Origin of the sequence: Paenibacillus sp. (assembly GCF_035645235.1) — a bacterium.
Classification (GTDB): Bacteria; Bacillota; Bacilli; order Paenibacillales; family YIM-B00363; genus Paenibacillus_AE.
This window is the reverse complement of the sequence record NZ_DASQMZ010000137.1, coordinates 1-11,692: the sequence shown is the minus strand read 5'-3', so window position 1 is coordinate 11,692 and position 11,692 is coordinate 1. Positions and strand designations below refer to the sequence as shown.

At 59.5% G+C, this 11,692-nt stretch carries 9 protein-coding genes; all 9 read left to right on the top strand.

The features are described 5' to 3' along the window. Window positions 1-41 precede the first annotated feature (41 nt). The gene (locus tag VEZ38_RS13535; RefSeq protein WP_324894230.1) at window positions 42-2,483 is read left to right on the top strand and encodes a hypothetical protein; all 2,442 of its coding nucleotides are present in this window, start codon (window positions 42-44) and stop codon (window positions 2,481-2,483) included. 25 nt (window positions 2,484-2,508) lie between these two features. Beyond that, window positions 2,509-3,087 (top strand): hypothetical protein, encoded by a 579-nt coding sequence (locus VEZ38_RS13530; protein WP_324894228.1) that lies wholly within the window; start codon window positions 2,509-2,511, stop codon window positions 3,085-3,087. A 102-nt stretch (window positions 3,088-3,189) separates the two neighbouring features. Next, on the top strand, window positions 3,190-3,492 hold the full coding sequence (locus tag VEZ38_RS13525; RefSeq protein ID WP_324894225.1) for an alpha/beta-type small acid-soluble spore protein: 303 nt from the start codon (window positions 3,190-3,192) through the stop codon (window positions 3,490-3,492). A 193-nt stretch (window positions 3,493-3,685) separates the two neighbouring features. Next, entirely contained in the window at window positions 3,686-4,888 is a 1,203-nt protein-coding gene (gene metK, locus VEZ38_RS13520; protein ID WP_324894224.1) for a methionine adenosyltransferase, read from the top strand. A 293-nt stretch (window positions 4,889-5,181) separates the two neighbouring features. Then, the gene (locus VEZ38_RS13515) at window positions 5,182-7,875 is read left to right on the top strand and encodes a stalk domain-containing protein (protein ID WP_324894222.1); all 2,694 of its coding nucleotides are present in this window, start codon (window positions 5,182-5,184) and stop codon (window positions 7,873-7,875) included. 17 nt (window positions 7,876-7,892) lie between these two features. Then, window positions 7,893-9,074 (top strand): sensor histidine kinase, encoded by a 1,182-nt coding sequence (locus tag VEZ38_RS13510; protein WP_324894221.1) that lies wholly within the window; start codon window positions 7,893-7,895, stop codon window positions 9,072-9,074. After that, window positions 9,067-9,804, top strand: a complete 738-nt coding sequence (locus tag VEZ38_RS13505) for a response regulator transcription factor (protein WP_324894219.1) — start codon at window positions 9,067-9,069, stop codon at window positions 9,802-9,804. Before VEZ38_RS13510 ends, VEZ38_RS13505 begins: the two co-directional genes overlap by 8 nt. Before the next feature lie 119 nt (window positions 9,805-9,923). Continuing rightward, window positions 9,924-10,322 carry a hypothetical protein gene (locus VEZ38_RS13500; protein ID WP_324894217.1) on the top strand — a complete coding sequence of 133 codons (399 nt, stop codon included), beginning with the start codon at window positions 9,924-9,926 and terminating at the stop codon, window positions 10,320-10,322. Between the two features lie 108 nt (window positions 10,323-10,430). Next, window positions 10,431-11,692, top strand: a 1,262-nt coding sequence (locus tag VEZ38_RS13495) for a DEAD/DEAH box helicase (protein ID WP_324894215.1), incomplete at its 3' end; no start/stop codon positions are given.

The window sequence follows — 11,692 nt, the reverse complement described above, 5'->3', positions numbered from 1 at the left end:
TAAATAGATGAAGGATTGATTCGGCATTGGAGGGTAACCAAGTGAAACCAGGGAATTTTAAAATTGTGACGGCCACGATTGTATCGTTAGCATTCCTTTCTCAGCCTCTTGCTATGCATAGTGTAAGCCACTCGTTAGCCGCTGCAGCGACGGTCCAACCGCAAGTCGTGAAGCTCACCAACAATAGTTACGTAACCTTAAGGGATGTTCAGTTTCTGAATCAAACGGACGGAAAGACGATTTCCTTTTCTTTGGCGTATACCAACAACGAAGCCTATGATCTGGATTTGAGAGATTACTGGGTTAAGTTGAGAAACAAAGAAGGGCGTACTTTTAGCGTTAATGTGAGCGAGCTCGATAAAAATCAAACGACGATCCCTTCTAAGTCCGCAAAGTATATTACTTATTATGCGAAGGCCGACAGCGCGACGGAAACGACCGAACTGAGCTTTCAAGTAATTAAGTGGGACTTTAACGTGGCCGGTTTCGAGAGAAATTTAGGTACGATTCAACCGGGATTAGCCGAAACAGGCGAAACGCAGCCGTATTCCGCAAAAGTGATGCTTTATCAAAGCACAAAAATCCGGAGTGCGTTAAAGCAATATAGCGTAAGTCAGGATCAAACAAATATGTACTTAACGATGAGTTTTTTGGTCGAAAACGTTGGATACCGGTCAACAGACATCAATAAAATGAAGTTTTTTGTCCAGTCGTCGAGCTCTTCCGTCTTCGATGTGACTTCCGGCGATCTTTCGAAAATTATGTTGCAACCTTCGGAGAGAAAAATCATTACGCTATATGCAACTGTTCCGAAGTCGCTGGCAAACCAAAAAATGTCCTTAAAGGTAGCGGACTCGAACGAAACACTGAATTTACCGATCGGCGGGTTTGCATTGCCTAACGTGAGTACGGCGGAACCGGCAAAGATCGGCGAAACCAAGCCCATTTTCATTTCTGAACAACCAGTACAAACTTCGCTTATAAAGGCATTTGCAAGTACGAATGGCGAAGTAACAGACCTCTCATTCAGTTTTACGCTCGAAAACGTGGGTAACGCCGTTGCTACCGTTCCCGAAATGGAGTTCTATGTAAAGACGGAAGGTAACATCTATTACCCAGTGTCTTTTAACAAGAGTACGCTTGAAAGCTTGCTCCCGAAAATAAAGAAAACAGTGACGCTTAGTGCACAGATCCCATCCAGTTTATCGGAGGGCAATTCCACGTTGCTGATTCAATTCAAGAATGAACCGGGTAAGTATTTTCCTTTGGCAAATTATCATATACAAACAACCGGCGAACAGACTTCCGCTAACACGTTATACACGGAGGATCAACTGCAGGTCGAGCTTCAGAGCGTAGTGAGAACGTCTTCCACTAACAATGATTATTTAGTGTTTGATTTTATTGTAAATAACCCTAGCGATGGATCGAAGCAGCTTCCATTGTTGAAGGGTGCCGTTACGATAGGCGGTGCTGAGGGTGAATTGTTGGAGCTTCAAAAAATCGACAAAGTCACTTTTTTGTCGTCGAAAGGAAGCGTTCGCTACCGGGTGTACGTACCCGTTGAGTTTTCGACCAGCGCCTCTGTTGTTTCGTTTGCGTTGCAAGAGGGTCAAGAGGAGACGAACCTAAAGCAGGTAGGTAAATTCCAAAACGTTCGCATCCAACAACCGGCTACTGTCGGGTCGACCGACAAATATGAAATATCCACAGTCGGTAACAAAGCGGAAGTCACTGTAAAGAGCACTGCAATCTACACAGGCGAAGAATACGATTATTTCTATGCCGAGCTGGTATACCAGAATAAAGAAACATGGATCGCATCGGCACAAAATATCGAAGGGTATTTGCAGGTGGATGGAAGAAACCTGCCTGTAGATTTTACAAAAGTAGAACAGAAGATATTCCCTGAAGGAAAGACGTTGCTGTCCGCGATCACGCGAATTCCAAAGAGCTATAATAAAGCCGAAGCGAAATTTATTATCGGACAGAGCGCTAATCAGGAAACGTTGCCCGGTGCCATCGGGCAGCCAGTCGCTATTGAACTGAAAGCGGAGAATATCATCCAAACCGAATCCGACTTTACCGAAATTTTATTTGGCGAATACTTGTTGAACTTGGAGTCTTTCAGCCCTACACTTAAAGGTGACTTTGATGGATACTCATTCGAAGGAATGAATCTTAATTTCTTCTATGACCTCTTTAAAGTAGAAGAGTACGAAAACACCTACACGGATCACAAGCTTCTCATCGAGTTCGTGGATTTTGAAAATGAGACAACGATTTATTCGAAAGAGCTTACCTTCGATCCGAAAAGCACGACAGGTACGTATCTCAAGGAAGGAGAAAACATTAGGAAGACGATCTATTTTGAAGATTCAAATATTATGAGTAAATTGTCGCATCGTAAGTACTGGATTAATGTGTACCATGTATATAAGGATCAACAATTTAAAATCGCAAGTAAAGATCTGATCTGGTAATTTTTTCAGTGGGAGAGGGACGACCATGCGTTGGGGGAAAATGATAGCGGCGACCGCGGCCATCGGCTGCGGCGTCTGGGTCGGCTCGATGCTCACGACGTTCGCGAGCGGCATTCCAGCGGCGGGGCAGCCGGGCTCGTCGGAGGACCCGATCGTGACGAAGGGGTACGTGGACGAGCAAATCCAGCGGGCGCTGAGCGGCGAGGCGGTCGGCGGGACGGGAACGACGACGGCGAAGATCGCGGCGTTGGAGCAGCGTATCGCGGCGCTGGAGAAGCAACTGGCGGAGGCGAAGGACGCGAGCGTGCCGTACGCCGTCGTGCGTCTGAAGGCAGGACATATGATATTAGGCGCAACGGGCACGGAAATTATCGTGCGGACGGGACAAGCGTACATTCACAGCAATCCGGAAAACGGCGTCCCCGACGTCACCGACGGCGTCGATCTGAAGGTGGACACGCTCGTGCCGAAAAACCATCTGCTCATGATTCCGCGGGAGGGACGAGGCGTGAAGGTGAAGCCGGACTACCCGAACGACGTGTACGTGACGATTAAAGGGGCATACGTGGAAGTCGACGCCCAAGGGAACGCGGTATCGGAATAACGGATAAATATTGCCCTCGATGACAATATGTTAGGGGCTTGAGGCGCGGCGATCCGAGCCATAATACAGGTACACCACTCGATGGAGGAGGTGAACCACAACATGGCGAAAGGATCCGCGAAACGCAGCCAGATCGTGCCCGAGTCGCACAAGGCGCTGGATGCGATGAAGTACGAAATCGCCGCGGAGCTCGGCTTGCCGGTCGGTCCGAACCGTCGCGCGGGCGCGTTCGACGCAGAATTCGCCGGCGAGCTCGGCGACACGGCGTCGGCAGGCGTTTACAACGGCAAGGAGGATTACTGGGGCTATATCGCTTCCCGCGACACGGGCGCGGTCGGCGGGCACATGACCCGGCAATTGATTCGCAAAGCGCAGCAGGACTTATTCGATCTGATCAAGATGTAACGACGGAAAACGGCGCGAGGGTACCCTTTTCCGGAAAATTGACAGGGTTCGACAGTTGGAGTATGATGGAATATCGAAAGGCTAGTAACCTTTTCCCGGGGTCGGGGAAAGGTCCTTTTTTTGCGTATGCGTCTTCTTAAGCATAGATTGATCATCGGCGCAGCAAAATATTCTTTATAGGAGGTCGATTTCATTGACTCAAGTACGCGGGCGTCGCCTGTTTACGTCCGAATCCGTAACCGAAGGACATCCGGATAAAATTTGCGACCAAATTTCCGATTCCGTGCTCGACGCATTTCTGAAGAACGATCCCAACGCGCGCGTAGCGTGCGAAGTGTCCGTAACGACGGGCCTGGTGCTCGTCGCGGGCGAGATCAGCACGCGCTCCGAATACGTGGACATTCCGTCCATCGTGCGCAATACGATCAAGGAGATCGGGTATACGCGCGCGAAGTACGGCTTCGATTACCAGACGTGCGCAGTGCTGACGTCGATCGACGAGCAGTCGGCCGACATCGCGATGGGCGTCGACCGGGCGCTTGAAGCGCGCGAAGGCACGATGAGCGACGAGGAGATCGAAGCGATCGGCGCGGGCGACCAAGGGCTCATGTTCGGCTTCGCGGTCAACGAGACGCCGGAGCTGATGCCGCTGCCGATTTCGCTGGCGCATCGCTTGTCCCGCCGCTTGACCGAAGTGCGGAAGGAAGGCGTGCTCGAATATCTTCGTCCGGACGGCAAGACGCAAGTCACCATCGAGTATGAAGGCGACCAGCCGGTGCGCGTGGATACGATCGTCATCTCGACGCAGCATGCGGAAGAAGTTACGCTGGAGCGCATTAAACAAGACATTATGGCGCATGTCATTAAGCCGGTCGTTCCGGAGAAATTTTTGGACAGCGCGACGAAGTTCTTTATTAATCCAACGGGTCGCTTCGTCATCGGCGGACCGCAGGGCGACGCAGGGCTGACGGGCCGCAAAATCATCGTCGATACATACGGCGGTTATGCGCGTCACGGCGGCGGCGCGTTCTCCGGCAAGGACCCGACGAAGGTCGACCGTTCCGGCGCGTACGCGGCTCGTTATGTCGCGAAAAATATCGTTGCCGCGGGCCTCGCCGAAAAGTGCGAAGTGCAGGTCGCTTACGCGATCGGCGTCGCGCAGCCGGTGTCGATCGCGGTCGACACGTTCGGCACGGGCAAGGTGTCCGAGGAGAAGCTGGTCGAGCTCGTGCGCAAGCATTTCGACCTGCGTCCGGCCGGCATCATCAAGATGCTCGACCTGCGCCGTCCGATCTACCGCCAGACGGCGGCATACGGCCACTTCGGCCGCACGGACCTGGACGTGCCATGGGAGCGCACGGACAAGGCGGATACGCTCCGCGCCGAGGCGTTGTAAGAACAACATAAAAGCACCAGCGTGAAGCACACGCCGTTCGTCCCATCCGGGGCGGGCGGCGTTTTTTATTTTCGTGTGTCGGGGCAAGGGATCGACGGACGAAAAGTTTTGTCGACCGACAGAAGCGGTAAACATCCTACGAAGGTTATGAGTAGAAAGTTGGAGAAAACGAAAGGAGGAACGGGACGAAGGGACATCCAGAATGTGCCGTGCAACTTTTCCCAACCTCTTCGAGTCTATTACAGTTAGAGAGATAGTAAACTTTGAGAGGGAATAGGAGAGAGACACACATCATGGGCGAGAGAAACACGATGATCCGGTTGGCGAGGCCCGTGCTCGCGGGCGCGGTCGCATGCAGCCTGTTCTTCGGCGCATCGATCGTTCCGGGCGTCTCGGGTACGGAAGGTTCGGCGGCGGGCTGGAAGGCGGCACTCTTCGGGGTGCCGGCGGCGGAGGCGGCGACGGCGCCGCAGCTGACGATGACGCAAGAATCGATCGTAACGGCCGGCGTGCGGCAGCGGTCTTATGTATGGAGCCGGACGGCGAAGAGCGGACAACAGATTTCTACCAACGTGAAGGTCATTATAGCGGACTTGCACAACCCGAACGTCAGGCTGGACGTCATGACGGGCGTCGACGGGCAATTCGCGGAGAAGGCGACCGTGCTGCATATGGCGCAAACGACGGGAGCGGTCGCGGGCGTGAACGGGGACTACTTCGATACGTCCTTAGCCGAGCCTTCGACGCTAGGGCCGCAAGTGGCGAACGCCGCAATGATGGCGACGCCTGCCCAAGGCTTGACGGGCATGTACGCGTTCGGCATCACGAAACAGAATAAGCCGATCATCGAGACGTTCGCGTCGCAGGGCGTCGTGACGGCGGCGAACGGGCAGACGTATCCGCTGTCCGGCCTGAATCGAGTCGTAAGCACGCTGGGCAACGCGATCTACATGTACGATGCGGCGTGGGGCAGCGCGACGCGCGCGAAGGACGCGACGCCGCACACGGAGGCGCTCGTCGTCGACGGCGTCGTGCAAAGCCTGCACGTAGGCAGCCGTTACGGGCAGCAGGTTCCCGCGAACGGGTATATTCTTAGCGCGGGCGGCACGGGCGCCGAGTTTCTGTCGAAGCACGTGAAAGTCGGCGACAAGTTGACCGCGAAGGCGTCGCTCGTCCCGGTAAACCCGAATTTGACCTACACGGAAAACGACTTCAAAATGCTGATCGGCGGCCACACGATGCTCGTCATCGACGGCGTGCCCGCCGCCTTCACGAGAGACATCGGCGGCATCCAGGGGAACGGCAACACGGCCCGCACGGCGATCGGCTTCTCTAAGGACGCTAGATACGTCTATCTCGTGACGGCGGATCATGCAGCCGACAGCGTCGGTCCGACGTTGCCGGCGTTCCAAAAATTGCTCATCGAGCTCGGGGTGTGGCGGGCGGTCAACCTAGACGGCGGCGGCTCGACGACGTCCGTGGCGCGGCCGCTCGGCGAGTTCCAAGCGCAGCTCGCGAACGCGCCGAAGGACGGCTCGATGCGGCGCGTCATTAATGGCATCGGCGTGTTTTCGACGGCGACGGGTCCGGCGGCGCTCAAGGGGCTTCTCGTGGACGGACCGAAGCTGCTCTGGAAGGGACAGACCGCGACGTACGGCGTGAAGGCGTATGACGTCAATTACAACCCGCTCGATCCGACGAAGTTGGGTGTGCCGCTGCAATTTAAGGCGCGCGGCTCGAGCCTGAAGGTCGATCCGGCGACGGGCGTCTTTACGGCCGCGGCGGGCGGCTCGGATACGGTTGTCGCTTATTCCGGCACCGTGAGCGAGGAGCTGGCCGTCGACATTATCGACCGCCGCCTCATTCAGAAGCTGGACGTCGTGCCGAGCAAGCCGCCGAGCGCGTGGTCGCCGGGCGACGCCGTCAAGCTGACGGTCAAGGCGACGCTGACGGACGGTCGCATCGGCACCGTGCCGGCGCAGCTCGTGCAGTGGCAGCAGTTCGGCGCGCACGGCGCGATCGCTGGCGACACGCTCGCGTTCGCCGGCTTCGCGGAGGGCGCGTCGACGGCGATGCTCGTCGCTCGGTTCGACGAATTCAGCGCGCCGCTCGCGGTGCCCGTGCCCCAGACGCGTACGACGACGTTGGCCGACTTCGATGCCAAGGCGGTCGAGGCGGCGGCGGAAGCGTACCCGGCGGCGATGGCGACGGCGGCCGTGCAGCTGCTCGGCCGAGAGGAAGATAAACAGCTCCATCTCGTATACGACTTTACGAAGGGCGACGGCGCGACGGATGCAGCCGCGTATGCGACGTTCGGCGGCGCGAACGGCATTCCGTTCGCCGGCAAGGCGGTCGGCATGCAGCTGGACGTGTTCGGCGACGGCAAGGGCGGCCGCCTGCGCGCGGAATTTACGGATGCGGCCGGCGCGGTCCAGCGCGTCACGCTCGCGGAGAAGGTCGATTGGGTCGGCTGGCGGACGGTTTCGGTCGAATTAAAGGATTTTGAGGCCCGCGCGCTGAAAAGAGTATATATGATCAGTAAATCGCAAATCGCGGGCGAGGTCGTCTTCGACGATCTGGCGTTGATCGAGTCGCAATCGCAAGCGAATGCGGACGCGCCGATCGCCGTGTCGCTCGCGGTCGGCAAGAAGGACGTCCTTGTCGGCGGCGAGCCGCAGAAGCTCGACGTGGCGCCGCTCGTCAGCAAGGAGCGGACGTTCGTGCCGGTGCGCTTCGTCGTCGACGCGCTCGGCGGCGCCGTCGATTGGGATGCGGCGACGAAGAAGGTGACGATTCGTAAGGACGGACATTTTATCGAGCTGTGGGTCGGTCAGACGGAGATGATCGCGGACGGCGCGCGGACGGCTTCGGACGTGCCGCCGATGCTGCGGGACGGGCGCACGCTGCTGCCGCTTCGATTCGTGTCGGAGCAGCTCGGGCTGACCGTCCATTACGATGCGGCGACGCGGGGCATTACGATTCAGTAAAGCGAGGGGTGAAACCATTGAACGTTGAAGTCGATGCGATCGAGCGCGTACTCAAGAATGCGACGGAAGCGCTGGAAAGCAGCAAGTATCACATCTACGAAATCGGGGAAGCCGCGCGGCAGGAGCAGGAGGCGCTCTCGACGGAGCTTCAACGGGCGATGGAGGAGCTCGACGAGACGATCCGGACCGTCGATAAGCTCGAAGAGCAATATCGGCGGGCGCGCGTTCGGCTCGTCGAGGTCAGCCGCGATTTCAAAAAATACGGCGAGAAGGATATCCGGGACGCGTACGAGACGGCGACGCAGCTGCAGCTGTCGCTTTCGATCAACCGGGAGAAGGAATCGAATTTGAAGTCGCGGCGGGACGACCTGCAAAAGCGGATCCGAAACATCGACCGAACGATCGAGCGGGCGGAGGCCCTCTTTTCCCAGATGAACGTCGTTTTGGAATACTTGTCGGGCGACCTCGGCCAAGTGACGCGCATCCTCGAGTCCGCGAAGAACCGGCAGCTGCTCGGCCTCAAAATTATTCTCGCGCAGGAGGACGAGCGCCGCCGCATCGCGCGGGAAATTCACGACGGACCGGCGCAGTCGATGGCCAACCTCATCCTGCGCACCGATATCGCGGAGCGGATGCTGGCGAAGGGCGAATACGATGTCGTGAAGGCGGAGCTCGCCGACTTAAAGCAAAACGTGCGAACCGAGCTCGAAGAGGTGCGGAAAATCATTTTCAACCTGCGCCCGATGGCGCTTGACGACCTCGGTCTCGTGCCGACGATCCGCAAGCTGACGCAAGACTTCGAGGAGAAAATGAAAATTCGGACGCGGTTCGAGCTTCGCGGCAAGGAGCGGCGTCTGGCGACGGGCATGGAGGTGGCGCTGTTCCGCCTCGTGCAGGAGTCGCTCACGAACGTGGCGAAGCATGCGGACGCGACGCACGCGACGGTCGAGATGTCGTTCCTCGGGGACAGCGCGGTGCGGGTCGTCATCGCGGACAACGGCGTCGGCTTCGACCTGAACCGATGGTCGTCGAAGGCGGCCGCGGGCGAAAGCGCGAGCTTCGGGCTCGTCGGCATGCGCGAGCGGGTCGAGCTGCTAGAAGGAAAATTCGAGATCGAATCGAATGTTAATGCAGGGACGAAAATCGCGATCGAAGTTCCGTTGGACGACGGATCGAAGGAGGAGGAGAACCATGGCTGAACGGACGGGTCCGATTTCGGAAGTACGGATCGTGTTGGCGGACGATCATTCGCTGTTTCGCGAAGGGTTGAAGCGCATTTTGAATATGGAGCCGGGGTTGCGCGTCGTCGCGGAATGCGGGGACGGCGAGACGGTGCTGGGGCTGTGCCGCGAGCTGCATCCGGACGTGGTGCTGCTGGACATCAATATGCCGATCGCAAGCGGCGTCGAAGCGACGGAAGCGTTATATAAAGAAATGCCTGGCGTGAAGGTCATCATTCTTAGCATCCATGACGACGAGAGCTACGTGTTCGAAACGCTGCGCAAGGGCGCGTCGGGCTATTTGCTGAAGGATATGGAAACCGAGACGCTGATCGAAGCGATTCGCACCGTAGTCGCCGGCAACGCCTACATCCACCCGCGCGTGACGGGCAAGCTGATCAACCAAATTCGCCGCATGACCGAGACGGACGCGGAGCTGGAGACGGCGGCGACGTCGATGGCGGACATCGGCGGGCAGACGGTCGGCGTACGGTTCATTCATACCGACGACAATCCGCTGACGAAGCGGGAGGCGGAGGTGCTGCGGCTCATGTCCGAGGGCAAGAGCAACCGGGCGATCGGCGACTTCCTGTTTATCAGCGAGAAGACGGTGAAGAACCATGTCAGCAGCATTTTGCAGAAAATGCACGTCGACGACCGAACGCAAGCGGTCATTATCGCGATCAAGAACGGCTGGGTCACGCTGTAGCGTGCCCGGCTTTTTCTTTTCTAATGTGTAATGGGAAAAGGTCGCTGTAAGGGGTTTCACTCGCCCAGTCACCAGTCGCGCGCCGTCGGCATATGATGTTGCCAAAGGAGGGAGCTGCGATGGTGGAAGAGATGACGGCCATTTTCGCCGCTTACGGGATGGGCGTTTGCCTAGTGCATCTGCTCGGCGGGCGCCGCTTGGCGCGGACGGACGCCTCCCATGCGGTGATCGTGACCCGCGACGCCGGCGCGTCGGTGGAGTGGCATCTTCGGATGCTGGCGCTGGCGCAATGGGCGCGGCCGCGGCATACGCGGATTACGCTGATCGACGAGGGCTCCGAGGATGAGACACTGCGGATCGCCGAGCGGCTGATGAGCGGGATGAACGCCGAGTGGGAGCTGATCCGGGCGCGGACGCCGGCGGAGGCGCAGCGCTGGCTGGAGCGGCTGGCGAGCGAGGCGGCGGAGGTGCGAATCGTGCGCGGACCGCTTGTCGGCGGCGCGGGATCGGCGGTATAATGGGGGAAGTGAAGCACACTTTTTTCGACGGGCGGACGCCTGCGGGGAAAGTGTGTTTTTTGTTTCCCGGCGGTCGGCCGGGGCGGCGTAACGCGAGAGGAAGGGGCGATGGAGCTGCGGGCGGTGGTATACGGGGTTGCCGACGAGGCGGTCGGTTGGCGGTGGTATGTCAGCATCGCGATGGAGGCGGATTTGTCGTGGTGGCGCCGGCGGGGCGTCGAGGCGTTATGGGTGCTGGATCCGGGCGCGCGGGTTTCGGCCGGCGAAGCGCTGGAGCGCCGGGCGGCGCTGGAGGCGGGCCGCTGCGGACGCGAGTCGTCGGGGCGGCCCGGGGCATGGGTGAGCGCGAGCGGGGCGTCGTGGGCGCCGGAGCCGGAGGCGTACGCGAGGTGGATGCGCCGGCTCGAGGGGCGGCTGCTGCTGCGCGAGGAGATCGAGCGGATGGACGGCGCGCCGGAGCCCTGGGCGGCCTACGCGCAATGGGGCGCGCTGGAAGGGCGCGTGCGGCTGCGGCACGGGGCGGAGCGGGAGCCGGGTTCGGCGCGAGGCGGGCTCTTGGGGCGGCTGCGGGGACTTGCGGTTCGGCTGCGCGGACGGATTGGCGGCGGCGCATCGTCCTCTGGCGCCCGGTGGACGGGCTACCGGTGCACGCGCTGCGGGAGCGGCTTCCCGATGCTTCGCCTGGCGGATTGCGCGCTGTGCGGCGGGCCTTGTCCGTATTGCGAGGGCTGCCTCGGGATGGGGCGCGTTCGGTATTGCGCGGTGTTGGTGCAGGGTACGGCCGGGGGCGAGCTGCGCGCGCCGACCGAGTCGTCCGCGCCGCCGGACCGGGAGGTGCGCGCCCGCTGGGGGTTAAGCGCGGCGCAGGCGGAGGCGGCCGGGGAGGCGCTGCGCTTCCTGCGGCAACGATTGGCTTCCGCGGGCGCGGGTAGAGGGGATGGGAGGTTCCTGCTTTGGGCGGTTACGGGGGCGGGCAAGACGGAAATGATGTTTCCGCTCGTGGAGGCGACGCTGATCGCGGGCGGACGGGCGCTCGTCGCGACGCCGCGGAAGGACGTCGTGCTGGAGCTGGCGCCGCGCTTTAAGGCCGCGTTCCCGCGGGAGCGCGTCGCGACGCTGTACGGCGGCAGCGAGGAGCGCTGGGACGCCGGGACGATTACGATCGCGACGACCCACCAGCTGTTTCGGTTTCGGGAAGCGTTCGAGCTGGTCGTGCTGGACGAGCTCGACGCGTTCCCTTATCACGGCGACCCGCAGCTGGCGTTCGCCGCCGAGCGCGCCCGCCGCCCCGGCGGCGCCTTCGTACTGCTGTCGGCGACGCCGCCGCCCGCGCTGCGCCGCGAAGCGCTGCGGGGGCGGCTGCCGTACGC

What these genes read in the sequence shown, in the direction of transcription:
- VEZ38_RS13525 (WP_324894225.1), top strand. Translation starts at nt 3,190, where the DNA reads ATGGCGAAAGGATCCGCGAAACGCAGCCAGATCGTGCCCGAGTCGCAC.
- VEZ38_RS13500 (WP_324894217.1), top strand. Translation starts at nt 9,924, where the DNA reads ATGGTGGAAGAGATGACGGCCATTTTCGCCGCTTACGGGATGGGCGTT.
- VEZ38_RS13515 (WP_324894222.1), top strand. Translation starts at nt 5,182, where the DNA reads ATGGGCGAGAGAAACACGATGATCCGGTTGGCGAGGCCCGTGCTCGCG.
- VEZ38_RS13530 (WP_324894228.1), top strand. Translation starts at nt 2,509, where the DNA reads ATGCGTTGGGGGAAAATGATAGCGGCGACCGCGGCCATCGGCTGCGGC.
- VEZ38_RS13505 (WP_324894219.1), top strand. Translation starts at nt 9,067, where the DNA reads ATGGCTGAACGGACGGGTCCGATTTCGGAAGTACGGATCGTGTTGGCG.